The following is a 23123-nucleotide window of genomic DNA, read 5'->3' on the forward strand; positions in this document are numbered from 1 at the left end:
CCGGGCGGGTGAAGCCGTGCACCCCATCGCGGCGAAGATCGGCCGCTCCACCGGCGGGTGGCGGGATCTCCGGTTACCGTCGTGACCATGCGCATTGTCATCGCTGGAGGTCATGGTCAGATCGCGCTGCGGCTGGAGCGTCTGCTCGCCGCGCGCGGCGACGAGGTGGCGGGCATCATCCGCAAGCCGGAACAGGCGGACGACCTGCGGAAGGCCGGAGCGGAGCCGGTGGTCCTCGATCTGGAGTCGGCGACGGTGGACGCCGTCGCCGAGGTGCTCCGTGGCGCGGACGCGGTGGTGTTCGCGGCGGGCGCGGGGCCGGGCAGCGACGCCGCCCGCAAGGAGTCGGTGGACCGGGCGGCGGCCGTCCTGTTCGCGGACGCCGCGGAACGGGCGGGCGTACGCCGCTACGTCATCGTGTCGTCGATGGGCGCGGACCCGACCCACCGGGGCGACGAGGTCTTCGACGCCTATCTGAGGGCGAAGGGCGCCGCCGACGAGGCCGTACGCGCCCGCACCTCACTCGACTGGACGGTCCTGCGCCCCGGAATGCTGACCAACGACGCCGGCAAGGGCCTGGTCTCGCTGGCCGCTTCGACGGGCCGGGGCGCCATCCCGCGCGACGACGTGGCGGCGGTCCTGGCCGAACTCCTGGACACCCCGGCGACCGCGGGCCTGACCCTGGAACTGATCACGGGCTCGGCGCCGGTGGCGGTCGCGGTGAAGGGCGTGGCGGGGAACTGAGGCAACCGCCAGGGGGTCAAGTCGCCCTGGCAAGGCCCGAGTTGGATTCTCGGACCAGACTCGAAGATCTACGCAAGTCCTCCCCGCGCAGGGGGCCACCTGGCGGCGCACTGGCCGGCAGCACCCCGGGAAGGCGCGGCCAACCGAGCGGAACCGTCCGGCGTCGTCCTCAGCGCCACATCCGGCGCATTGGTCTGCCCTGGCCGTCCTGGCCTGGCGGCGAGGCGGGCGGGCGGCAACGCCAGGTACACCGCCCGACAACGAAGAAACCCCTGGTGATCCGCATTTCTACGGATCACCAGGGGTTTCACCCAGTGTGGCGGCGCCAGGATTCGAACCTGGGTAGGCAGAGCCGACGGATTTACAGTCCGTTCCCATTGGCCACTCGGGCACACCGCCATGGGATGTCGCCGCTGGATTTCCGCCTTTCGGCGGTGCTCCGTGGCAACGACGTAAACGATACCCGATGCCCAGGGGTGCTTCGCCACCCCATTGATCAGCGCGGTCCGGGGGTGCGGGTGGCTAGGCTTTACGGCGGTGGTTCGGCAGTGGGGCCGGGCACCAGCGCGCGCGGTTCACGCCTCGCGCGCACTCCGACACGCACCCGATCCAAGGAGCCACAGGACATGGCCGACTCCAGTTTCGACATCGTCTCGAAGGTCGAGCGGCAGGAGGTCGACAACGCCCTCAACCAGGCCGCGAAGGAGATCTCGCAGCGTTACGACTTCAAGGGCACCGACGCCTCGATCGCGTGGTCCGGCGAGAAGATCCTGATGCAGGCGAACGGCGAGGAGCGGGTCAAGGCGATCCTCGACATCTTCGAGAGCAAGCTGATCAAGCGGGGCATCTCCCTGAAGTCGCTGGACGCGGGTGAGCCGCAGCTCTCCGGTAAGGAGTACAAGATCTTCGCCTCCATCGAGGAGGGCATCTCCCAGGACAACGCCAAGAAGGTCGCCAAGGCCATCCGCGACGAGGGCCCCAAGGGCGTCAAGGCGCAGGTCCAGGGCGACGAGCTGCGTGTCTCCTCGAAGAGCCGGGACGACCTCCAGGCCGTGCAGGCGCTGCTCAAGGGCAAGGACTTCGACTTCGCGCTGCAGTTCGTGAACTACCGCTGATCGTTTGTGAACCACCGCTGAGCCTTTCGCACCGATCGGCGCCGGGCCCGGACGCCCTGTCCGATTTCCGCCAGCGCTCAGCCGTCGGGGGCCGCAGACTCGATGTCGTACACAAGGAAAGGAACGTGCGATGACGACTGTCCATGCGGCCTTCGACAGCCCGCTTGGCGAGCTCCTGCTCGTGGGTGTGGAGTCGGCGAGCGCGCCGGGCGGGACCGCGCTGGTGTCCTTGTCCGTGCCCGGCCAGAAGGGCGGCGCCGTTGTCAGGGACGGGTGGCGGCGCGCGCCCGGGGCGTTCGCGGGGATCGGCGCGCAGCTGGGGGCGTACTTCGCCGGTGAGCTGACCCGTTTCGACATCGAGTACGCGGCCGACGCGCCCGGCACCGACTTCCAGCGCCAGGTCTGGGCCGAGCTGGACGCGATCGAATACGGGACGACGGTCTCGTACGGTGAGATCGCCCGGCGGATCGGCGCCTCCTCCGTGAAGGTGCGGGCCGTGGGCACCGCGATCGGGCGGAACCCGCTGCTCGTGGTCCGGCCCTGCCACCGCGTGATCGGCTCCGACGGCTCCCTGAAGGGGTACGCCGGCGGGCTTGAGCGCAAGGAAGCGCTGCTGGGGCTCGAAGGCGCCCTGAGCCCTCACACGGCGCCATGAGCGAGGGGCTGTTCCGGCTGCCCCGGCCGGCCCGGACCGAGGTCGCGCCGGGGGCGGTCCATGTGCCGGGCTGGCTCTCGTTGGACCGGCAGCGGGAGCTCGTCGCCGCCTGCCGGGAGTGGGCGCGCGGACCCGTACCGATCCGCCGCACGGTGCTGCCCAACGGCGGCGTCATGTCCGTGCGGACGGTGTGCGTGGGGTGGCACTGGCAGCCCTACCGGTACACCCGCACCGCGGACGATGTGAACGGGCTCCCCGTCGCCGAATTCCCCGACTGGCTGGGTGAGTTGGGCCGCGCCGCGGTGACCGCGGCGTACGGCGGCACGGCCGGGGCGGGCTACTCCCCCGACACCGCGCTCATCAACTTCTACGACGGCTCCGCCGCGATGGGCCTGCACCAGGACAAGGACGAGCGGTCCGGCGCGCCCGTGGTCTCGCTCAGCATCGGCGAAAGCTGCGTCTTCCGCTTCGGCAACACCGAGGGCCGTGGGCGCCCTTATACGGACATGGAGTTGGTCTCGGGCGACCTGTTCGTCTTCGGCGGGCCGTCACGGTTCGCGTATCACGGCGTCCCCAAGGTCCTGCCGGGGACGGGCGACCCGGCGACCGGTCTGGCCGGCGGACGGCTCAACATCACCCTCCGCGAGACCGGCCTTGCCGGGTGAGGCGCTCCAACTACCGCCCCGCGACGCCCTGTTGGTCAGCGGCTGCTGCGTGAGTTGCCGAACAGGATCCGGTAGATGATCAGCAGTACCAGCGATCCGCCGATCGCCGCCGCCCAAGTGGCGCCGTCGTAGAAGTGGTTGGCGATGGGGCGGTCCAGCCAGCGGGCCGATATCCAGCCGCCGACGAAGGCACCCGCCACACCGATGACGGTGGTGCCGATCAGCCCGCCGGGGTCGCGCCCCGGGAGCAGGATCTTGGCTATCGCCCCGGCGAGCAGACCGAGAATGATCCAGCTGACGATGCCCATGCCGGGCACCTGCCTTTCGTACGTGCGCACCGCGCGAGGTAGCTGCCGTGTTGCGTAACCCGGCAACTGTGCTGTTCGTCGGGGAAGACGCCCGTGAACGCGGCGCGGTTGCGCCCGTCGTCAGGGTGCGGCGCAGCACACAGACCCCCCTCCAACGCGGCCCCCGCCACCGCCCGCGTCACCAGCCGGCGAACGGCTGGTCCGTGGGGACGATCTCCTTGCCCAGGGGAAGCAGCGACACCGGGACCAGCTTGAAGTTGGCGATGCCAAGCGGGATGCCGATGATCGTGACGCACAGCGCGATGCCGGTGAAGATGTGGCCGAGCGCCAGCCACCAGCCCGCAAGCACCAGCCACAGCACATTGCCGACGCAGGAGGGCGCGCCCGCGTCGCGCCGGTCGACCACGGTGTAGCCGAACGGCCAGAGGGCGTACAGACCGATACGGAAGGCCGCCATGCCGAACGGGATCCCGATGATCGTCACGCACAGCAGCAGTCCCGCCAGCAGGTAGCCGAGGAACATCCAGAAGCCGCACAGGATCAACCAGATGATGTTCAGGATGGTCTTCATGGGCGGCGTCCTGCCATCTGCTCGAGTCGGGCGATGCGTTCCGCCATCGGCGGGTGGGTCGAGAACAGTTTGGAGACTCCCTGTCCGGGGCGGAAGGGGTTCGCGATCATCATGTGGCTCGCCGTCTCGATCCGGGGTTCGGGCGGCAGCGGCAGCTGCTGGGTGCCCGCTTCGAGCTTGCGCAGCGCGCTGGCCAGGGCCAGCGGGTCACCGGTGAGCTGGGCGCCGGACGCGTCGGCCTCGTACTCGCGGGACCGGCTGATGGCGAGCTGGATCACCGAGGCCGCGAGCGGTCCCAGGATCATCACCAACAGCATGCCGACGATGCCGGGGCCTTCGTCGTCGTTGGAGCGGCCGACCGGGATCAGCCAGGCGAAGTTGACCAGGAACATGATCACCGAGGCGAGGGCGCCGGCGACCGAGGAGATCAGGATGTCCCGGTTGTAGACGTGGCTCAGCTCGTGGCCGATCACCCCTCGCAGCTCCCGCTCGTCGAGGATCTGCAGGATCCCCTCCGTGCAGCACACGGCCGCGTTGCGCGGGTTGCGGCCCGTCGCGAAGGCGTTGGGCGCCTGTGTGGGCGAGATGTACAGCCGGGGCATCGGCTGGCGTGCCTGGGTCGAGAGGTCGCGGACCATCCGGTAGAGCTGCGGGGCCTCGAACTCGCTCACCGGGCGCGCGCGCATGGCCCGCAGCGCCAGCTTGTCGCTGTTCCAGTACGCATAGGCATTGGTGCCCAGCGCCACCAGGAGCGCGACGATCAGTCCTATACGCCCGAAGAAGCTGCCGATGACGATGATGAGCGCGGACAGTCCTCCGAGGAGGACAGCTGTCCTCAGCCCGTTGTGCCGGCGGTGCACGGTACGCCCTCCAAGTGGTGCGGCGGGGAACCCCTTGCTCGTGGTCCTTCCAGTGGACTCTCCCGTACTGGTCAACGCCAGGCGGGGGACGCTGGTTCCCTTGTGCGCGCTGAAGGGCGCGTTAGGCCGTACGGGCCGATCAGCGCGGAGCGGGCAGCCCGGCCATCTCCAGCGCCTTCGAGTCCGGTTCGAGCTCGCTGGTGCAGTGCGAGCAGCGGGTCGCGATGCCGGGGACCTGCGAGTAGCAGCGGGGGCAGTCGCGCAGGGCGGCCTTGATGTCCACCGGCTTGTCCCGGTCCAGGCGGGCCTGGACCTTCATCATCGGGACGACGACGAGGAAGTAGAGCACCGCGGCGGTGATCATGAAGGCGATGGCCGCGCTGATGAACTTCCCGTAGGGGAAGGTGACGCCGTCGGCGTTGAAGGTCGCCGCGCTGAAGTCTCCGGTCGAGCGGGTGGCCAGACCGATCAGCGGGGTGATGAACGCGGTGCTGAAGCCCGTGACCACCGCGGTGAACGCGGATCCCACGGCCAGACCCACGGCCATCGTCACTATGTTCCCGCGCAGGATGAAGTCCTTGAACCCGCTCAGCACCGCTCTGCTCCCTGTTGTGTCTCGTCGTACGTCCGGGTGACGTCCGCATACGACAGTGCCCTCTCAAGGGCCCCGGTACCAAACCGCGGCCCTCGCGCTCCGCCGAAAGAGGGGGGCGTCCCGCTGAAAAAGGAGGGGAACGTCCCTTTGCGGGGTGGGGAGGAGGAGTGCCTCTTTTAAAAGAGGGTGACCGAAGCGAAGTGCAGGACCAGTTGCGGGGCGCCGGACAGGACGACGCCGGCGAACGCGGTGAGCGCGATGGCGACCGTCAGCGTCGCCGGGACGCGCGGCCGGTCGGGCTCGGCCCCCGCGGGCTGCTCGGCCGCCTGCGGCGCCCGGAACAGGACGGCGGTCCACCGCAGGTAGTAATAGAGCGCGACCACCACGTTGAGGGCCATGACGACGGCGAGCCAGCCCAGACCCGCGTCGACGGCCGTCGAGAAGACGGTGACCTTCGCGAACAGGCCGATGATGCCGGGCGGCAGTCCGGCCAGGCACAGCAGGAAGAAGGCGAGCGCCAGCGCGGCCAGGGGGCGCTCGGCGTACAGACCCCGGTAGTCACTGATGCGGTTGAGCGGGCGGCTGCGGGCCACCAGGGCGGCGACCGCGAACGCGCCGAGGTTCACGACGGCGTACATCAGGGCGTACGCGACGGTCGCGCCGACCTGGCTGTTGCCGGAGTACGCGGCGGCCGCGATCGGCACCAGGAGGTAGCCGGCCTGCCCCACCGAGGACCAGGCGAGCAGGCGGACCGCGCTGTGGGCGCGCGCGGCGGACTGGCGCAGGGCTGCCGTGTTGCCGACGGTCATGGTCAGGGCGGCCAGGACGGCCAGTGCCGGGCCCCACACGTCGGCGTACGAGGGGAAGGCGACGACCGTCACCAGGATGAGTCCGGAGAAGCCGACCGCCTTGCCGACGACCGAGAGGTAGGCGGCGACGGGCAGCGGCGCGCCCACATAGGTGTCGGGCACCCAGAAGTGGAACGGGACCGCGGCCGTCTTGAAGGCGAAGCCGACGAGCGTCAGGGCGACACCCGCCTTGGCGAGCGTGTCCAACTGGCCGGGAACGGTGGCCAGTTTGGTGGCGATCTCCGTGAGGTGCAGGGTTCCGGTCGCCGCGTACACGAAGCTGACGCCCAGCAGCATGACGGCGGTCGCGGTGACCGACGACAGGAAGAACTTCAGCGCCGCCTCGGACGAGAGCCGGTCGCCGCGCCTGAGACCGACCAGCGCGAAGGCGGGCAGCGAGGCGACTTCCAGGGCGATGACGAGGGTGGCCAGGTCGCGGGAGGCGGGCAGCAGGGCCGCGCCGGCCGCCGAGGACAGCAGCAGGAACCAGAACTCCCCGGCCGGCAGCCTCTCCTTGACGGCGGTGACCGAGAGCAGGGCGGTGAGCAGGGCGCCGCCGAGCACCAGTGCCTGGATGACGAACGCGAACTGGTCGACGGTGTAGCTGCACGCGTCCGGGTTGGCGGTCAGGCAGAACGTGGAGCGGCTGCCGGTGCGCAGCGGCGCGAGGGAGGCGAGCGCGGCGACGAGTCCGGCGACCGTGATCCAGCCGAGCAGCGGCTTGCGCCGCTCGGGTACGAACAGGTCGGCGAGCAGCACGGCCAGGGCGACGGCGGCGGTGATCAGGGGCGGCGCGATGGCGACCCAGTCGACGGACTGGACCATGCTCGCGGCCCCGGCCGCCGCGGTGGTGACGTCGGGGGTCACGACTTGCCTCCTGCGAGGAGCTTCTGGACGGCCGGGTCGGTCAGGCCGAGGAGGACCGCGGGCCAGAGCCCGGCGAGGACGGTGAGCGCGACGAGCGGGCTCCAGGCGGCGGCCTCGTACCCCTGGACGTCGGCGAACCGCGGGCCCTCGTGGGGCAGTCCGCCCATGCAGACCCGGCGCACGACGGCCAGGAGGTAGGCGGCGGTGAGCAGGGTGCCGAAGGCCGCGATCGCCACGAAGGTGAGGTACGCGGGGCGGCTCAGCCCGGCGGCCGGGTCGAAGGCGCCGAACATGGCGAGCATCTCGCCCCAGAATCCGGCGAGTCCGGGCAGTCCGAGGGAGGCGACGGCGGCGAAGGCGAGCAGTCCGCCCAGGCGCGGCGCCCTGCCGTACAGGGCGGCCCCGGTGGCGCCGGCGAGGGTGTCGAGGTCGGCGGTGCCGTAGCGGTCCTTCAGGGCGCCGACGAGGAAGAACAGCAGGCCGGTGATGAGGCCGTGGGCGATGTTGGCGAAGAGCGCGCCGTTCACGCCGGTGGGGGTCATCGAGGAGATGCCGAGCAGCACGAAGCCCATGTGGCCGACGGAGGAGTACGCGATGAGCCGCTTCAGGTCGCCCTTGTTGCCCTGCTTGGCGAGCGAGAGGCAGGCCAGTGATCCGTAGATGATCCCGGCGACCGCGAAGGCGGCCAGGTAGGGCGCGAAGGTGTGCATGCCCTGCGGCGCGATCGGCAGCACGACGCGGACGAAGCCGTACGTTCCCATCTTCAGGAGCACGCCGGCCAGCAGCACCGAGCCGACGGTGGGGGCGGCGGTGTGGGCGTCCGGGAGCCAGCTGTGCAGCGGGAACATCGGAGTCTTGACCGCGAGCCCGATCCCGATCGCCAGAACGGCGATGACCTGCACGGATGTGGTCAGCCCGCGGCCGTTGTCAGTGGCGAGTGCCACCATGTCGAACGTGCCCGACTTGAGCCCGATGAGGAGCAGGCCGAGCAGCATGACGACCGAGCCGAGCAGTGTGTAGAGGATGAACTTCCAGGCGGCGGCCTGCCTACCACCCGTCGCCCGACCACCACCCCTGACGGAGGTGCTTCGCACCACACCTTCTGATCCGCCCCAGCGGGCGATCAGGAAGTACATCGGGACCAGGACCATCTCGAAGGCGAGGAAGAACAGCACGAGATCGAGGACGGCGAACGTGGCGAGGGTGCCGGACTCCAGGACGAGCAGGAGCGCGACGAATGCCTTCGGGGACGGGCCGGTGGGCATTTTGAAGTAGCTGTACAGCGCGCAGAGGAAGGTCAGCAGCGCCGTCAGGACCAGGAGGGGGAGGGAGATGCCGTCGGTGCCGAGGTGGATGTGGACGTTCAGCGCCGGGATCCACTGGATGTCCGTCGTCGCCTGCATCTTCGACGAGTGGCCGCGGTCGAAGCCGAGCGCGAGGACGATCGCCGCGAGGAGGATCACACCGGTCACGGTCACGCCGTGGCGGAGCACGGCTTGGTCGGGGTTCTTGCCCTTCAGGCCGGGCGGGGCGGGGAGCAGGGCCGCGACGGCGCCGATGAGCGGGCCGACGACGAGGAACGCCAGAAGGAACTGCATCACGGACTCGCTGATATGGATCACGGCTCAGGACCCCGCGGTGACGTTGGCGAGGACGACCACGACGGCCGCCAGGACGAGTGAGCCGGCCAGCAGCGCGCTCAGGTAGCTCTGCACATTGCCGTTCTGCGCGCGGCGGACGGCTGCGCCGAACCAGCCCGGCAGCGCGCTCGCACCGCGTACGTACGTATCGACGACCTCGCGGTCCAGGAAGCGGACCAGGGACGCCGCGGCCAGGACGGGGCGGACGAACAGGGCGTGGTAGACGGCGTCCAGGTGGAATCCGCCGGCCGCGTGGCGGTGCAGCGGGCCGAGCAGGAGACGGCCGGGGTCGGCGGGGTCGGGGGCCGAGGCGATGTCGCCGTAGACCTCGGTGTGGCTGGCGATGGCCTCTTCCTCGACCAGGCCTCCGTCGCGTTCCGGGTGCGCGGCGACCGCGCCCATCGGGGTGCGGGCGGCGAGCGCCGAGGTGTGGCGCCACGCGGCGTAGGTGACCAGGCCGCCGACCAGGGCGAGGCCGGTGGACAGGACGGAGGTGGTGACGGCCGGGGTGAGGGGGTGTCCGTCGAACCAGTCGGCGAGGTAGCCGGCGGTCAGCCCGAAGCCGATCGTGGGGACGGCGAGCACCCAGAGTACGGCGTTCATCACGACTGGCTGGTGGGTGGGGGGCTCCCCTGCTCGAACGGAGTCGAGAGCTTGGGAACGGCGCGCGGCTTCGGCTTTCCTGCCCCGGAAGGCGAGCAGCCACAGGCGGGTGGCGTATGCGGCGGTGAGCAGGGCGGTGATGAGTCCGGCGATCAGCACGGTCCAGCCTGCGCCGGAAGGGGCGACGCTGCTCTCGCCGAGCGCGGTGTGCTCGGCGGCGGACAGGACGGCCTCCTTGGAGAAGAAGCCGGCGAAGGGAGGGATCGCGGCGAGCGCGAGCAGGGCGACGGTCATCGTCCAGTACGCGTCGGGGATGCGCTTGGCCAGGCCGTCCATGCGGGACATGGCGGCCAGGGAGTTGGTTCCGGCGGCGTGGATGATCACGCCGGCCGCGAGGAAGAGGAGCGCCTTGAAGGCGCCGTGGGTCAGGAGGTGGAAGACGGCGGCCCCGCGGTTGCCAACGGCCAGGGCGCCCGACATGTAGCCGAGTTGGCCGATGGTCGAATAGGCGAGGACCCGCTTGATGTCGTCCTGGGCGATGGCGGCGAGCGCCGAGCCGACCATGGTGACCGCGGCCATCGCGGCGAACACGGTCATCGCGGCCGCCGACGCGGCGAAGACGGGGAGCAGCCGGGCCACGAAGTAGATGCCGGCGGCGACCATCGTGGCGGCGTGGATCAGCGCGGATACGGGCGTCGGACCGGCCATCGCGTCGGGCAGCCAGGTGTGCAGCGGGAACTGCGCGGACTTGCCGGCCACACCGGCGAGCAGCAGCAGGGCGATGAGGGTGGGGTGGCCGATGCCGCCGGTCAGGGCGGCCTGGACGACTCCGGTGATGCGGAACGTTCCGGCGTCGGTGGCCAGCGCGAACAGACCGATCAGGAAGGGGACGTCGCCGAGCTTGGTGACCAGGAAGGCCTTGAGTGACGCCGCGCGGGCCTCGGGGGTCTCCCAGTAGTGGCCGACCAGGAAGTACGAGCAGATGCCCATGACCTCCCAGCCGACCAGCAGCACCATCAGGTCGCCGGAGTAGACGACGAGCAGCATCGCGGAAGTGAAGAGCGAGACGAGCGCGGAGTAGGAGGTGTAGCGCGGGTCGTCGCGCAGGTAGCCGGTCGAGTAGAGCTGGACGCAGGTCGCCACGAGGCCGACCAGGACGGCGACGAGGACGGCGAAGCCGTCCAGGTGCAGGGCGAGTTCGATCGGCACGGAGCCGGTCGGGATGAACCGGGTCGCCGCGTCGATGGGCTGGGCACCGCCCTGGTCGACGGCGACGACGACGGCGAGCACGAGCGCGGCGAACGTCGGCAGGACCGCGAGGGGGCGCACGAAGCCGGGCGCCCGGCGGCCGAGCAGCAGGCCGGCCGCGGCACCCAGGAACGGAAGGAGGGGTACGAGGACGGCGAGGGTCGTGGTGGTCACGCGGCGGCCTCAGCCTTCTGCGCCGGGGCGGCGGGGTCTTGCGGGCCCGCCGGGTCCACGTCGGGGCCGGTGCCCTCGGCGGTGTCGCGGAGCTTGTCGATGTCGGCGGTGCCGCGGTTGCGGTACACGGCGAGCACGATCGCGAGGCCGAGGCCGATCTCGGCGGCGGCGATGGCGATCGTGAACAGGGTGAGTGCCTGTCCGGCGTGGAGGGTGTCGCGCAGCCAGACGTCGAAGGCGACGAGGTTGAGGTTGACGGCGTTGAGCATCAGCTCGACGGACATCAGGACCAGGATCGCGTTGCGCCGCGCGAGCACACCGTAGAGACCGGTGCAGAACAGGAGGACGGCGAGCACGGCGGGATAGACGAGGGGCATCAGCGCGGCTCCGTCTCACGGGGGGCGGCAGTGGCGGCGCCGGGGGCGTCACCAGCGGCGTCGCTCTTGCGGGACAGCACGATCGCGCCGACCAGGGCGGCGAGCAGGAGTACGGACAGTGCCTCGAAGGGCAGCACCCAGTGCCGGAAGAGGATCTCGCCGGACACCTTGGTGGAGCCCTGGGCGGGGCCGTCCAGGTCGATCCAGCTCGTGCGGAAGGCGTCCGCGACGACCCATACGAGGGTGCCGGCCGTGGCGAGCGCCACCGTGAGCGCGACCCACCGGTTGCCCGAATCGGCGTCCGGGGAAGGGCCGATGGGGGCCTTGGTGAGCATCAGGCCGAAGAGGAGGAGCACGACGACGGAACCGACGTAGATGAGGACCTGCACCCAGGCGATGAACTCGGCGGTGAGCAGGAGGTACTCGACGGCGAGGCCGCCGAGCGCCACGACCAGCCAGAGGGCGGCGTGCACCAGTTGCTTGGTCGTGACGGTCATGACGGCCGCGCCGAGGGTGGCGATGCCGACGAGCAGGAACGCGATCTCGACGCCGGACGGCGACAGGAAGCCGTGCGGCGCGGTACCGGCCGCCTGAGCGAGGAGCCTCATGCCGCACCTCCCGCCGGGCCGGCCGGCGGCGAGTCGCCGTCACCAGCCGGACGCGTGGGCCGGGCAGGCGGGGTGGCCTCGCCGGACTCCGCGGATGGCTGGGTGGGACCGGCCTCGCCGGGGTGCGCGGGGGGCTCCGGCTGGGCGGCCGCCGCGAGTTTGTCGGCGGTCTTGCGGGCCGCGGCGAGTTCCTTCGGCTCTTCCGCGCCCGGGTCGAGCGCGGGCGGGGCCGGGACCGTCCACATCCACTCGCGGAGCTTGTCGCGCTCGTGGGTGAGTTCGCGGATGTCCGTCTCGGCGTACTCGAACTCGGGGGACCAGAACAGCGCGTCGAAGGGGCACACCTCGATGCAGATGCCGCAGTACATGCAGAGCGAGAAGTCGATGGCGAAACGGTCCAGGACGTTGCGGCTGCGCTCGCGGCCGCCCTCGACCGCGGCCGGCACCGTCTCCTTGTGGGAGTCGATGTAGATGCACCAGTCGGGGCACTCGCGGGCGCACAGCATGCAGACCGTGCAGTTCTCCTCGAACAGGCCGATCACGCCCCGGGTGCGGGGCGGGAGTTCGGGCTGGACGTCGGGGTACTGCGCGGTGACGGTCTTCTTCGTCATCGTGCGGAGCGTGACGGCGAGGCCCTTGGCGAGGCCGGAACCAGGGATGGGCATTAGCTGATCGCCACCTTCACGATGCCGGTGAGCGCGATCTGCGCGAGGGCGAGCGGGATGAGCGTGGTCCAGGCGAGCTTCTGCAACTGGTCCTCGCGGAGCCGGGGGTAGCTGACCCGGAGCCAGATCACGACGAAGGCCAGGACGGCCGTCTTGAGCAGGGTCCAGACCCAGCCGATCCCGTCGGCGCCGAAGGGGCCGTGCCAGCCGCCCAGGAACAGGACGGTGGTCAGGCCGCACAGGACGACGATGCCGGCGTACTCGGCAAGCAGGAAGAGCGCGAAGCGCAGGCCCGTGTACTCGGTGTACGCGCCGAAGATGATCTCGGAGTCGGCGACGGGCATGTCGAAGGGCGGGCGCTGGAGTTCGGCGAGGCCGGAGACGAAGAAGACCAGGGCGCCGACTATCTGCCAGGGCAGCCACCACCAGTGGAAGGCGTTGAGGATGCCGGGCAGCGAGACGGTACCGGCCGCCATCGCCACGGAGGCGGCGGCGAGCAGCATCGGCAGCTCGTACGCGAGGAGCTGGGCCGCGGTGCGCAGGCCGCCGAGGAGGGAGAACTTGTTGGCCGAGGCCCAGCCCGCCATGAGCGAGCCGAGCACGCCCACGCCCATCACGGCGAGCACGAAGAAGATACCCGCGTCGACGACTTGGCCGACCGCGCCCTCGCTCGGGCCGATCGGGATCGCGACGAGGACGAGGAGGTAGGGCAGCAGAGCGACGGCGGGCGCGAGCTGGAAGATCCGCCGGTCGGCCGCGGCCGGTACGACGTCCTCCTTCTGCGCGAACTTCACGCCGTCCGCGACGAGTTGGGCCCAGCCGTGGAAGCCGCCGGCGTACATCGGGCCGAGCCGGCCCTGCATGTGCGCCATCACCTTGTGCTCGGTCTGCCCGACGACGAGGGGCACCACCATGAACACGGCGAAGACGACGACCAGCCGGATGGCGACGTCGAGTGCGTCATTCACGCGGGTCGCCTCCGGCGGGGTCGGTGGGTTCGGCTGGGTCGGATTCGTCAGGTGCTTCGGTTCCGGTGGCCGGGTCGGAGTCGGACGGTTCGGCCTCCGGGTCCGGTTCCGGCACCGCGGTGGGGGCAGAGGCGGGGGCTGGCTCCGGGGCCTGGGCGGCCTCCGGCGGCGGGGCAAGCTCCTGCTCCCCCTCCGCGAAGGCCGGTTTCGGGTTGTGCCAGGGGGCGTCCGTGCTGCGGGTGCGCGGCGGGGCGGGGGGCTTGGCGGGCTGCCCCTCCCCGGCGTCGGCCTGCTGCGAAGCCGAGCCCTCGCTCGCGCTGCGGGTACGGCGCGGACGCACGGCACCACCCTCCGAAGCCTCGCTGCCCTCAGGGGCCCCGGCAGCCTCAGTGGCCCCGCCTGTCTCGGGGGCGGCCGGGGTCGCGGGCGCTGCCGGGGCGGTCGAGGCCGCTTCCGGGGTGGTCGGGCTCGCCTCCGACGAGGTCGGGGTCGCCGCCTGCGAAGCCGAGCCCTCACTCGCGCTCCGTGTGCGGCGCGGACGTACCGCCGGGGCCTCCGCAGCCCGAGCCGCGCCAGCAGCCTCTGAGGTCCCAGCCGCCTCGGGCGCGGCCGCAGCCGTCTGCGACGCCGAGCCCTCCGAGACACTCCGGGCGCGCCGGACCGGGCGGTCTCCCGTGGCTCGCGCCGGGCGTTCGCCGGCACCGGCACCGGCCGCCGCGCGCGGCGTACGGGCCGGGCGGGCCGGGGCGGGGGGGAGTTGGCCCTTCTGGGGGCCCCATTCGTTGGGGTCGGGGACGCCGGGCGGCAGCATCTGGCGGCGCTTGGGCCCGCCGTGTTCCGATTCGCCCGGCTCCTTCGCGCCCGGCCACGCCTTCGCGACGCGGGCCGCGAGCACGAAGTCCTTGCGCAGCGGGTGGCCCTCGAAGTTCTCGGGCAGCAGCAGCGGAACCAGGTGCGGGTGGTTCTCGAAGCCGACGCCGAACATCTCGTGGGTCTCGCGCTCGTGCCACGCCGCGCCCGCGTAGACGTCGACCGCGGAGGCGAGCACCGGCGCCTCGTGCGGGACGGTCGTGCGCAGCAGCAGTCGCCGCACCCGCCGTCCCTCCAGGGACACCACATGGGCGCAGATCCGGAAGCCCGCGGCGGGTTCGTCGACGGCGCTCAGCCAGTCGAAATAGGTGCAGCCCAGTTGGTCGCGGGCGATGGTGAGAGCGGCGATCCAGGAGGCGGCGGGAACGTCGACGGTGAGCAGGCCGTACGCCTCCTCCGCCGTGGCCTCGGCGCCGAAGATCTCGGTGACGCCGCCGGGCAGGGTGTCGTACGCGTTCACGCCCGGCCCTCCCCGGGGGTCGGCGGGGCGGCCACGAGCCCGCTGGTCAGCTGGGCCGGGGTGGGCTCGTTCGCGTACCGCTCGCCGAGCGACTCGCGGGCGATCTTCTCCTGGAGCTTGAGGATGCCCTGGAGCAGCGCCTCGGGCCGGGGCGGGCAGCCGGGCACGTACACGTCGACCGGGATGATCTGGTCCACGCCCTTGGTCACCGAGTACGAGTCCCAGTACGGGCCGCCGCAGTTGGAGCAGGCGCCGAAGGAGATGACGTACTTGGGCTCGGGCATCTGCTCGTAGAGGCGCTTGATGGCGGGTGCCATCTTGTCCGTCACCGTGCCGGAGACGATCATGAGGTCGGCCTGGCGCGGTCCCGGCGCGAAGGGGATCACGCCGAGCCGGATGAAGTCGTGGCGGGCCATCGAGGCCGCGATGAACTCGATGGCGCAGCAGGCGAGGCCGAAGTTGAAGACCCACAGGCTGTAGCGGCGGCCCCAGTTGAGGACCACCTTCATCGGCTCGGGGGCCAGGCGCGAGAGCACGCCCAGCTTCTTCGGCTCGGGCAGCAGCACGGGCTGCGACTCGGGTCCGGGAGTCGTCACGTCCATTCCAGGACGCCCTTCTTCCATGCGTAGAGCAGTCCCACGGCCAGGAAGCCGAGGAAGATGAACATCTCGACGAGGGTGGTCGCGCCGTAGCCGGGGGCGGCGAAGACGGTCGCCCACGGGAAGAGGAAGATCGAGTCGACGGCGAAGATCACGTACAGGAACGCGTAGACGTAGTAGCGGACCTGGGTGTGGGCCCAGCCCTCGCCCACCGGGTCCACTCCGCACTCGTACGTCAGCAGTTTCTCCGGCGTCGGCACGATCGGTCGCAGCAGGCGCCCGGCGCCGAAGGCCACGGCCACGAACAGCACGCCGACCACGGCGAGCAGGCCGACGACCGAGTAGCTGTGGAAGTAGTCGGCAGCCGACACCGGCATCTGGCGCACGGTCGGTTCCGGCACGTCGCGCCCCTCGCTCCCTGGCCTCGATGATCTCGTCGCGCCCTGTTCGACGCTGTGTACGGACGGGAGTCTAGGCCCTGCTAAGGGGGCCCTTGGCAGGCGCGTCTCACGGGCTGGGCCGCCGGGGTGGGGTTTTCCCCCGTACAAGAGGGTGCGGCACCCCATGGCGCCGGTGGGCTCCGCCCGGCACGCTGAGGACCATGACCAGGACCCTCCGCGACCAGCAACGGTACGAAACGAATCACCGGGGCGGCGCCGCCGACGGCACGGAAACCGGGCAAGCCCCCCTGCCCGCGGCGCGGTTCGCCTACGGCGCGCACACCTGGAAGGAGATCGCGCATCTCCTCGCGAACCTGCCGATGGCGCTGCTCGGCTTCGTGTACGTCGTCGTGATGGTCGTGCTCGGGATCGGTCTGTCGGTGACGGTGGTCGGACTGCCGCTGCTGGCGGTGGGGCTCATCGGCGCGCGTCAGTTCGGCAAGGTGGAGCGGGCTCGGGCGCGGGCGCTGCTCGGGCTGCGGATCGAGGAGCCCACGCCGATTCCGGTGAGCGCGCGCAAGCACGGCGGCTTCTTCCCCTGGCTGTGGGCGAGCCTGAAGGACCCGGTGGCCTGGCGCAATGTGCTGTACGAGTTCATCCGGCTGCCCTGGGGGGTGCTGACCTTCACGGTGATGGTGGTCGGCGTGTTCGTGGCGTGGCCGCTGCTCGGGTTCATCGCCCGGGGGCTCGCCAACGCCGACCGGATGATGGCCCGCGGGCTGCTCTCGCCCTCGGACGAGCTGGAGCGGCGGATCGCCGAGCTGGAGTCCGACCGGGGTGTGGTGGTCGATACGGCCGCGGCGGACCTGCGGCGGATCGAACGGGATCTGCACGACGGGGCGCAGGCCCGGCTCGTCGCGCTCGCGATGGGGCTCGGCCTGGCCAAGGAGAAGCTTCTGGAGGACCCGGACGCGGCGGCCCTGATGGTGGACGAGGCGCACGGCGAGGTGAAGCTGGCCCTCCAGGAGCTCCGCGAGCTGGCCCGCGGCATCCACCCGGCGGTCCTCACCGACCGCGGTCTCGACGCGGCGCTGTCCTCGGTCGCCTCCCGCTGCACGGTCCCGGTCAAGGTCGCCGTCGACCTGCCGGCCCGGCCGGCGCCCGCCATCGAGGGCATCGCCTACTTCACCGTCTCCGAGCTGCTCCAGAACATCAGCAAGCACAGCCGGGCGCGCGCCGCCTCGGTCGACGTGTGGCGCAGCGCCGACCGGCTGCTGGTCCAGGTCCAGGACGACGGGGTGGGCGGCGCCCGTTTCGACGCCGGTACGGGGATGGCGGGTCTGGCCGAGCGGCTCGGCGCGGTGGACGGGCTGCTCGTCCTCGAATCGCCGGTCGGCGGACCGACCGTGGTCACCGCCGAACTTCCGTGGCGCGACCGGGGTCCGACGACCTGACGCGTGCCGCCCCGAACCGGCCGGTGGTAGGGAAAACCCCCGGCCGAAGAGGGTGACCGGCTCCATGGCCCAGGCCCACGCCCGCTGCCAGGCTGGTGGACGAAGGCGCGGCGGGCAGACGGTGGCCGCACATCGTAGAGACATCAGAGGGATGAGAAGGAAACGGACGGGACCATGACCATGGAGACGGAGTACGGCTACGCGGGGGCGCGGTCCCCGCGACGGCACTTCCTTCCGCCGGCGCTGCGCGCACCGTTCGAGGGGCGGACCTTCCGGGAGTTCGCCCATCTGCTGCTGAGCCTGCCGATCGGCATCGTGCTGTTCGTCTGGTCGGTCACGCTGGTGTCGGTGAGCGCCGGGCTGCTGATCACCTTCCTCGGCATACCGCTGATGGCCGCCGGCCTGATGGGCTGCCGGGCGTTCGGCGTGGTGGAGCGGGCTCGGGCCCGTGCGCTGCTCGGGGTGGAGATCGGCGAGCCGCAGCCGGTGCGGGCGCGCGGCGGGCTCATGTCGTGGATCGGCGGAGTCCTCAAGAGCGGGGTCTCCTGGCGGCACCTGCTCTACGCGTTCCTCCAGATGCCGTGGGCGATCTTCACGTTCGCTGTGGTGGTGCCGCTGTGGACGACCGGCTGGCTGCTGTTCTCGTACCCGCTGTGGCGGTGGGTGTTCCCGGCCTACACCGGCATGGGCGGCATCCAGCTCTACGGGGACGACCACCACCAGGTCTATCTGGACTCGCCGTTCGAGATCGCGGTGACCTCGCTGGTCGGGCTGCTCATCACGCTGGCCGTGCCGTGGCTGATCCGCGGGTTCGCGACGGTGGACAAGGTGATGGTCACCGGGCTGCTCGGCCCCTCCCGCCTGGAGGAGCGGGTCACCGAGCTGGAGTCGGACCGCGGGGTCGTGGTGGACACCTCGGCCGCGGACCTGCGGCGCATCGAGCGGGACCTGCACGACGGGGCGCAGGCGCGTCTGGTGGCGCTGGCCATGGACCTGGGGCTCGCGAAGGAGAAGCTCACCGAGGATCCGCACGCGGCGGCCCTGATGGTGGACGAGGCGCACGGCGAGGTGAAGGTCGCGCTCCAGGAGCTGCGGGACCTGGCCCGCGGCATCCACCCGGCGGTCCTCACCGACCGCGGTCTCGACGCGGCGCTGTCCTCCGTCGCCTCCCGCTGTACGGTCCCGGTGCAGGTGGAGGTGGACCTCCCGGCCCGGCCGGTACCGGCGATCGAGGGGATCGCGTACTTCACGGTCTCCGAGTTGCTCCAGAACGTCAGCAAGCACAGCGGGGCCCGGCGCGCCTCGGTCGACGTGTGGCGGGCCGGGGACCGTTTGATGCTCCAGGTCAGCGACAACGGGCGCGGCGGGGCGGACGCCTCGGCGGGGTCGGGGCTCGCCGGGCTCGCGGAGCGGCTCGGCTCGGTGGACGGGATCCTGATGGTCGATTCGCCGCGCGGCGGGCCCACGACGATCACGGCGGAGCTGCCGTGGAGGGCGTAGCCCGGCGGGTGAGCGGGGTTCGGTTTCCCAGCCCCGGATAGTTGCGCGGGTTTTCCCTGAGCTTCCGGGGGCTCTGCCCCCGGACCCCCGCTCCTCAAGCGCCGGAGGGGCTTGATCTTGGCACCCCCGCTCCCCAAACGCCCGCAGCGGCTTGAGCTTGGCCCCCCGCAGAGGCTTGAGGAGCGGGGCTTTTTGCCTGCCGGGGGCCGATTCTTGGCCGGTTGCTGGGATGCTGGGTGGGCACACACGCCACGGCTCGGACTGGGCCGTGGGGCGCGCGCCCGAGGGGCTCGCGTCCGGGGGAACCAACGGAGTACGGGGGCTGCAAGTCGTGGAGGACAGGGTGCGGGTCGTCATCGCCGAGGATTCGGTGCTGCTACGGGAGGGACTGACCCGGCTGCTGACCGATCGGGGGCATGACGTCGTCGCGGGAGTGGGCGACGGGGATGCGCTGGTCAAGACCGTCGGCGAGCTCGCCGACCAGGGGGCGCTGCCGGATGTCGTGGTCGCGGACGTGCGGATGCCGCCGACCCACACCGATGAGGGCGTGCGCGCGGCGGTGCTGCTGCGCAGCCTGTATCCGGAAGTCGGCGTCCTGGTGCTCAGCCAGTACGTGGAGGAGCAGTACGCGACCGAGCTGCTCGCGGGGTCGAGCCGGGGGGTGGGCTACCTGCTCAAGGACCGGGTCGCCGAGGTGCGGGAGTTCGTCGACGCCGTGGTCCGGGTCGCGCGGGGCGGCACCGCTCTTGACCCCGAGGTCGTGGCCCAGCTGCTCGGGCGCAGCCGCAAGCAGGACGTCCTGACCAATCTGACGCCGCGCGAGCGCGAGGTCCTGGGCCTGATGGCCGAGGGCCGGACGAACTCCGCCATCGCCCGGCAGCTCGTGGTCAGTGACGGCGCCGTCGAGAAGCACGTGAGCAACATCTTCCTGAAGCTGGGCCTGTCACCGAGTGACGGGGATCACCGGCGTGTACTTGCCGTTCTGACCTACATCAACTCGTGACCGCCTGCCACCCTGTCGAATATCGAGCGGTACCCAGCCGACAGGTCCGAAAGTCGGTCACCGGGCCGGGATCGAGCCCCCGTCCGCGGGGCTTCCGGAGCGGTGCGGCCTAGGACCAAAGACGGATGGCTGGGCGCCTCAACCAGAGGAGCCGGGGGGCGAGTGAATCGTGGCAATTCAGGTCAGAAGGACGGCTCAAAAGAGCGTCCACGATATGAGCGGTCCAGGGAAGGCGACCCTTACCGGCATAGGGTGGGCGTTGGCGCTACCGGTCGGCCGGATGCGCCCGAGCAGCCCGCCCGAGGGAGGTCCAGTTCAGTGACCAGCCAGGTCAGTAGCCCAGCCGAGCAGGCCGACGGAGCCGATGAGGCCCTTGTCGGTGAGCAGCGACGGCCCACCGGGGAGAAAGAGGTCCGGCGCCTCGACCGCGTGATCATCCGGTTCGCGGGTGACTCGGGCGACGGAATGCAGCTCACCGGTGACCGCTTCACATCGGAGACCGCTTCGTTCGGCAACGACTTGTCGACGCTGCCGAACTTCCCGGCCGAGATCCGGGCACCTGCCGGCACGCTGCCCGGCGTGTCGAGCTTCCAGCTGCATTTCGCCGACCACGACATCCTGACCCCGGGCGACGCGCCGAACGTGCTGGTCGCGATGAACCCGGCGGCGCTGAAGGCGAACCTGGCGGACGTGCCGCGCGGCGGCGAGATCATCGTCAACACGGACGAGTTCGCCAAGCGCGCCATGGCCAAGGTCGGCTACGAGACCAGCCCGCTGGAGGACGGCTCGCTCAGCGCGTACAACGTGCACCCGGTGCCGCTCACCACGCTGACGATCGAGGCGCTCAAGGAGTTCGGGCTCTCCCGCAAGGAGGCCGAACGCTCCAAGAACATGTTCGCGCTCGGCCTGCTGTCGTGGATGTACCACCGCCCCACCGAGAACACCGAGAAGTTCCTGCGGACCAAGTTCGCGAAGAAGCCGGCCATCGCGGAGGCGAACGTCGCCGCGTTCCGGGCCGGCTGGAACTTCGGCGAGACCACCGAGGACTTCGCGGTCTCCTACGAGGTCGCCCCGGCCACCTCCGCGTTCCCGGCGGGCACGTACCGCAACATCTCGGGCAACCTGGCGCTGTCCTACGGGCTGATCGCCGCGTCCCGCCAGGCGGACCTGCCGCTCTACCTCGGCTCGTACCCGATCACGCCGGCGAGCGACATCCTGCACGAGCTGTCGCGGCACAAGAACTTCGGCGTGCGGACCTTCCAGGCGGAGGACGAGATCGCCGGGATCGGCGCGGCACTCGGTGCGGCGTTCGGCGGCTCGCTGGGCGTCACCACCACCTCGGGTCCGGGCGTCGCACTCAAGTCCGAGGCGATCGGCCTGGCCGTCTCCCTCGAACTGCCGCTGCTCATCGTGGACATCCAGCGCGGCGGCCCCTCGACGGGACTGCCGACCAAGACCGAGCAGGCGGACCTGCTCCAGGCGATGTTCGGCCGCAACGGCGAGGCCCCGGTCCCGGTCGTCGCGCCGAAGACGGCCGCCGACTGCTTCGACGCGGCCATCGACGCGGCCCGGATCGCGCTGACCTACCGCACCCCGGTCTTCCTGCTCTCCGACGGCTACCTGGCCAACGGCTCCGAGCCGTGGCGGATCCCCGACATCGACGAACTCCCGGACCTGCGCGTCCAGTTCGCGACCGGACCCAACCACACCCTGGCCGACGGCACCGAGGTGTTCTGGCCCTACAAGCGCGACCCGCAGACCCTGGCCCGCCCGTGGGCGGTGCCCGGCACGCCGGGTCTTGAGCACCGTATCGGCGGTATCGAGAAGCAGGACGGCACCGGGAACATCTCCTACGACCCGGCCAACCACGACTTCATGGTCCGCACCCGCCAGGCAAAGATCGACGGGATCGAGGTGCCCGACCTCACCGTCGACGACCCGCACCAGGCCCGCACCCTGGTGCTCGGCTGGGGCTCCACCTACGGCCCCATCACCGCCGCCGTACGCCGCCTGCGCGCCCAGGGCGAGCCGATCGCCCAGGCCCATCTGCGCCACCTCAACCCCTTCCCGAAGAACCTCGGCGAGGTCCTGGCGAGCTACGACAAGGTCGTCGTGCCGGAGATGAACCTCGGCCAGCTGGCGACCCTGATCCGCGCGAAGTACCTGGTCGACGCGCGCTCCTACAACCAGGTCAACGGCATGCCGTTCAAGGCCGAGCAGCTCGCCACCGCTCTCAAGGAGGCCATCCATGCCTGACGCTCACAGCAACGAGCTCCTGCACCTGGTGCCCAAGGCCGAGGCCAAGCAGTCCATGAAGGACTTCAAGTCCGACCAGGAAGTGCGCTGGTGCCCGGGGTGTGGCGACTACGCGGTCCTGGCCGCCGTGCAGGGCTTCATGCCCGAGCTGGGGCTGGCCAAGGAGAACATCGTCTTCGTCTCCGGCATCGGCTGCTCCTCCCGCTTCCCGTACTACATGAACACGTACGGGATGCACTCCATCCACGGCCGCGCCCCGGCCATCGCCACCGGGCTCGCCTCCTCCCGGCGCGACCTGTCGGTGTGGGTCGTCACCGGCGACGGCGACGCGCTGTCGATCGGCGGCAACCACCTCATCCACGCGCTGCGCCGCAACGTGAACCTGAAGATCCTGCTCTTCAACAACCGGATCTACGGGCTGACCAAGGGCCAGTACTCCCCCACCTCCGAGGTCGGGAAGATCACCAAGTCGACGCCCATGGGCTCCCTCGACGCCCCGTTCAACCCGGTCTCGCTGGCCATCGGGGCCGAGGCGTCGTTCGTGGCGCGCACCGTGGACTCCGACCGCAAGCACCTCACCGAGGTGCTGCGCCAGGCCGCCGAGCACCCCGGCACGGCCCTGGTGGAGATCTACCAGAACTGCAACATCTTCAACGACGGCGCCTTCGAGGTCCTCAAGGACCGGGACCAGGCCGAAGAGGCCGTCATCCGCCTCGAACATGGCCGGCCCATCCGGTTCGGCGCCGACGGGAACAAGGGCGTGGTGCGCGACGCGTCCACCGGTGACCTCAAGGTCGTCCCCGTCACCGCGGACAACGAGGCCGACATCCTGGTCCACGACGCCCACAACCCGTCGCCGACCACGGCGTTCGCGCTGTCCCGGCTCGCCGACCCGGACACCCTGCACCAGACCCCGATCGGTGTCTTCCGCTCCGTCGACCGTCCGGTCTACGACACGCTCATGGCCGACCAGCTGGACACGGCGATCGAGCAGAACGGCAAGGGCGACCTCGCCGGTCTCCTCGCGGGCAAGGACACCTGGACCGTCGTCGGCTGATCCAAGGGCGTGAGAGCCGGGTGCCCGGCCGGG

Annotated in this window: 23 protein-coding genes and 1 tRNA gene; 9 read left to right on the forward strand and 15 right to left on the reverse strand. The window is 70.9% G+C overall.

Annotated features, from left to right (window positions below; translation table 11 throughout):
• Window positions 1-87: 87 nt before the first annotated feature.
• Entirely contained in the window at window positions 88-744 is a 657-nt protein-coding gene (locus OG522_RS15630) for an SDR family oxidoreductase (protein ID WP_329463583.1), read from the forward strand.
• Between the two features lie 317 nt (window positions 745-1061).
• Here OG522_RS15630 and OG522_RS15635 read toward each other — a convergent pair.
• Window positions 1062-1143 (reverse strand) — tRNA-Tyr (locus OG522_RS15635).
• Window positions 1144-1370: 227 nt separating this feature from the next.
• On the opposite strand from OG522_RS15635, the gene OG522_RS15640 reads away from it, so the two are divergent.
• From OG522_RS15640 to OG522_RS15650, 3 genes are all read left to right on the forward strand, one after another.
• Entirely contained in the window at window positions 1371-1859 is a 489-nt protein-coding gene (locus OG522_RS15640; RefSeq protein ID WP_329463584.1) for a YajQ family cyclic di-GMP-binding protein, read from the forward strand.
• 130 nt (window positions 1860-1989) lie between these two features.
• Complete coding sequence (locus tag OG522_RS15645; RefSeq protein WP_329463585.1) at window positions 1990-2514, forward strand: methylated-DNA--[protein]-cysteine S-methyltransferase; 525 nt, start codon at window positions 1990-1992, stop codon at window positions 2512-2514.
• Complete coding sequence (locus OG522_RS15650) at window positions 2511-3179, forward strand: alpha-ketoglutarate-dependent dioxygenase AlkB family protein (RefSeq protein WP_329463586.1); 669 nt, start codon at window positions 2511-2513, stop codon at window positions 3177-3179. The genes OG522_RS15645 and OG522_RS15650 overlap by 4 nt, the downstream gene beginning before the upstream one ends.
• Before the next feature lie 35 nt (window positions 3180-3214).
• On the opposite strand, the gene OG522_RS15655 is transcribed toward OG522_RS15650, so the two are convergent.
• The 14 genes from OG522_RS15655 to OG522_RS15720 all read right to left on the reverse strand — a co-directional run bounded on the left by OG522_RS15655 (window position 3215) and on the right by OG522_RS15720 (window position 15817).
• Window positions 3215-3487 carry a GlsB/YeaQ/YmgE family stress response membrane protein gene (locus OG522_RS15655; RefSeq protein WP_329463587.1) on the reverse strand — a complete coding sequence of 91 codons (273 nt, stop codon included), beginning with the start codon at window positions 3485-3487 and terminating at the stop codon, window positions 3215-3217.
• Between the two features lie 178 nt (window positions 3488-3665).
• Entirely contained in the window at window positions 3666-4058 is a 393-nt protein-coding gene (locus OG522_RS15660; RefSeq protein WP_329463588.1) for a YccF domain-containing protein, read from the reverse strand.
• Complete coding sequence (gene htpX, locus OG522_RS15665; protein ID WP_329463589.1) at window positions 4055-4918, reverse strand: zinc metalloprotease HtpX; 864 nt, start codon at window positions 4916-4918, stop codon at window positions 4055-4057. Before htpX ends, OG522_RS15660 begins: the two co-directional genes overlap by 4 nt.
• A gap of 139 nt (window positions 4919-5057) precedes the next feature.
• Window positions 5058-5513: a large conductance mechanosensitive channel protein MscL gene (locus OG522_RS15670; RefSeq protein ID WP_329463590.1), complete on the reverse strand. Its 456-nt coding sequence runs from the start codon at window positions 5511-5513 to the stop codon at window positions 5058-5060.
• 176 nt (window positions 5514-5689) lie between these two features.
• Window positions 5690-7186, reverse strand: coding sequence for an NADH-quinone oxidoreductase subunit N (locus OG522_RS15675; RefSeq protein WP_329467601.1), 1497 nt, complete (start codon window positions 7184-7186; stop codon window positions 5690-5692).
• Between the two features lie 38 nt (window positions 7187-7224).
• Complete coding sequence (locus OG522_RS15680) at window positions 7225-8850, reverse strand: complex I subunit 4 family protein (protein WP_329463591.1); 1626 nt, start codon at window positions 8848-8850, stop codon at window positions 7225-7227.
• 3 nt (window positions 8851-8853) lie between these two features.
• Entirely contained in the window at window positions 8854-10893 is a 2040-nt protein-coding gene (locus OG522_RS15685; protein ID WP_329463592.1) for an NADH-quinone oxidoreductase subunit 5 family protein, read from the reverse strand.
• A complete protein-coding gene (gene nuoK / locus OG522_RS15690; RefSeq protein ID WP_329463593.1) occupies window positions 10890-11270 on the reverse strand; it encodes an NADH-quinone oxidoreductase subunit NuoK in 381 nt (126 codons plus the stop codon). The genes OG522_RS15685 and nuoK overlap by 4 nt, the downstream gene beginning before the upstream one ends.
• The gene (locus OG522_RS15695; protein ID WP_329463594.1) at window positions 11270-11878 is read right to left on the reverse strand and encodes an NADH-quinone oxidoreductase subunit J family protein; all 609 of its coding nucleotides are present in this window, start codon (window positions 11876-11878) and stop codon (window positions 11270-11272) included. Before OG522_RS15695 ends, nuoK begins: the two co-directional genes overlap by 1 nt.
• Entirely contained in the window at window positions 11875-12543 is a 669-nt protein-coding gene (locus OG522_RS15700; protein ID WP_329463595.1) for a NuoI/complex I 23 kDa subunit family protein, read from the reverse strand. Before OG522_RS15700 ends, OG522_RS15695 begins: the two co-directional genes overlap by 4 nt.
• Window positions 12543-13511, reverse strand: coding sequence for a complex I subunit 1/NuoH family protein (locus tag OG522_RS15705; RefSeq protein ID WP_329463596.1), 969 nt, complete (start codon window positions 13509-13511; stop codon window positions 12543-12545). The genes OG522_RS15700 and OG522_RS15705 overlap by 1 nt, the downstream gene beginning before the upstream one ends.
• Window positions 13504-14841: an NADH-quinone oxidoreductase subunit C gene (locus OG522_RS15710; protein ID WP_329463597.1), complete on the reverse strand. Its 1338-nt coding sequence runs from the start codon at window positions 14839-14841 to the stop codon at window positions 13504-13506. The genes OG522_RS15705 and OG522_RS15710 overlap by 8 nt, the downstream gene beginning before the upstream one ends.
• The gene (locus OG522_RS15715) at window positions 14838-15443 is read right to left on the reverse strand and encodes an NADH-quinone oxidoreductase subunit B (protein ID WP_329463598.1); all 606 of its coding nucleotides are present in this window, start codon (window positions 15441-15443) and stop codon (window positions 14838-14840) included. The genes OG522_RS15710 and OG522_RS15715 overlap by 4 nt, the downstream gene beginning before the upstream one ends.
• Entirely contained in the window at window positions 15434-15817 is a 384-nt protein-coding gene (locus tag OG522_RS15720; RefSeq protein ID WP_329467602.1) for an NADH-quinone oxidoreductase subunit A, read from the reverse strand. The genes OG522_RS15715 and OG522_RS15720 overlap by 10 nt, the downstream gene beginning before the upstream one ends.
• 224 nt (window positions 15818-16041) lie before the next feature.
• On the opposite strand from OG522_RS15720, the gene OG522_RS15725 reads away from it, so the two are divergent.
• The 5 genes from OG522_RS15725 to OG522_RS15745 all read left to right on the forward strand — a co-directional run bounded on the left by OG522_RS15725 (window position 16042) and on the right by OG522_RS15745 (window position 23090).
• A complete protein-coding gene (locus tag OG522_RS15725) occupies window positions 16042-17274 on the forward strand; it encodes a sensor histidine kinase (RefSeq protein ID WP_329463599.1) in 1233 nt (410 codons plus the stop codon).
• 180 nt (window positions 17275-17454) lie between these two features.
• Window positions 17455-18774 (forward strand): sensor histidine kinase, encoded by a 1320-nt coding sequence (locus tag OG522_RS15730; RefSeq protein ID WP_329467603.1) that lies wholly within the window; start codon window positions 17455-17457, stop codon window positions 18772-18774.
• A gap of 343 nt (window positions 18775-19117) precedes the next feature.
• Entirely contained in the window at window positions 19118-19777 is a 660-nt protein-coding gene (locus OG522_RS15735; RefSeq protein ID WP_329467604.1) for a response regulator transcription factor, read from the forward strand.
• 318 nt (window positions 19778-20095) lie between these two features.
• A complete protein-coding gene (locus tag OG522_RS15740) occupies window positions 20096-22033 on the forward strand; it encodes a 2-oxoacid:acceptor oxidoreductase subunit alpha (protein ID WP_329463600.1) in 1938 nt (645 codons plus the stop codon).
• Window positions 22026-23090: a 2-oxoacid:ferredoxin oxidoreductase subunit beta gene (locus OG522_RS15745; RefSeq protein ID WP_329463601.1), complete on the forward strand. Its 1065-nt coding sequence runs from the start codon at window positions 22026-22028 to the stop codon at window positions 23088-23090. The genes OG522_RS15740 and OG522_RS15745 overlap by 8 nt, the downstream gene beginning before the upstream one ends.
• Window positions 23091-23123: the final 33 nt, after the last annotated feature.

This window comes from Streptomyces sp. NBC_01431, assembly GCF_036231355.1.
In the GTDB taxonomy this organism is placed as follows: Bacteria; Actinomycetota; Actinomycetes; order Streptomycetales; family Streptomycetaceae; genus Streptomyces.

Coding starts and splice junctions, on each gene's coding strand:
- OG522_RS15650 (WP_329463586.1), top strand. CDS start 2,511: ATGAGCGAGGGGCTGTTCCGGCTGCCCCGGCCGGCCCGGACCGAGGTC.
- OG522_RS15745 (WP_329463601.1), top strand. CDS start 22,026: ATGCCTGACGCTCACAGCAACGAGCTCCTGCACCTGGTGCCCAAGGCC.
- OG522_RS15640 (WP_329463584.1), top strand. CDS start 1,371: ATGGCCGACTCCAGTTTCGACATCGTCTCGAAGGTCGAGCGGCAGGAG.
- OG522_RS15715 (WP_329463598.1), bottom strand. CDS start 15,443: ATGGACGTGACGACTCCCGGACCCGAGTCGCAGCCCGTGCTGCTGCCC.
- OG522_RS15630 (WP_329463583.1), top strand. CDS start 88: ATGCGCATTGTCATCGCTGGAGGTCATGGTCAGATCGCGCTGCGGCTG.
- OG522_RS15695 (WP_329463594.1), bottom strand. CDS start 11,878: ATGAGGCTCCTCGCTCAGGCGGCCGGTACCGCGCCGCACGGCTTCCTG.
- OG522_RS15730 (WP_329467603.1), top strand. CDS start 17,455: ATGGAGACGGAGTACGGCTACGCGGGGGCGCGGTCCCCGCGACGGCAC.
- OG522_RS15725 (WP_329463599.1), top strand. CDS start 16,042: ATGACCAGGACCCTCCGCGACCAGCAACGGTACGAAACGAATCACCGG.
- OG522_RS15720 (WP_329467602.1), bottom strand. CDS start 15,817: ATGCCGGTGTCGGCTGCCGACTACTTCCACAGCTACTCGGTCGTCGGC.
- OG522_RS15655 (WP_329463587.1), bottom strand. CDS start 3,487: ATGGGCATCGTCAGCTGGATCATTCTCGGTCTGCTCGCCGGGGCGATA.
- OG522_RS15700 (WP_329463595.1), bottom strand. CDS start 12,543: ATGCCCATCCCTGGTTCCGGCCTCGCCAAGGGCCTCGCCGTCACGCTC.
- nuoK (WP_329463593.1), bottom strand. CDS start 11,270: ATGCCCCTCGTCTATCCCGCCGTGCTCGCCGTCCTCCTGTTCTGCACC.
- OG522_RS15660 (WP_329463588.1), bottom strand. CDS start 4,058: ATGAAGACCATCCTGAACATCATCTGGTTGATCCTGTGCGGCTTCTGG.
- OG522_RS15675 (WP_329467601.1), bottom strand. CDS start 7,186: ATGGTCCAGTCCGTCGACTGGGTCGCCATCGCGCCGCCCCTGATCACC.
- OG522_RS15645 (WP_329463585.1), top strand. CDS start 1,990: ATGACGACTGTCCATGCGGCCTTCGACAGCCCGCTTGGCGAGCTCCTG.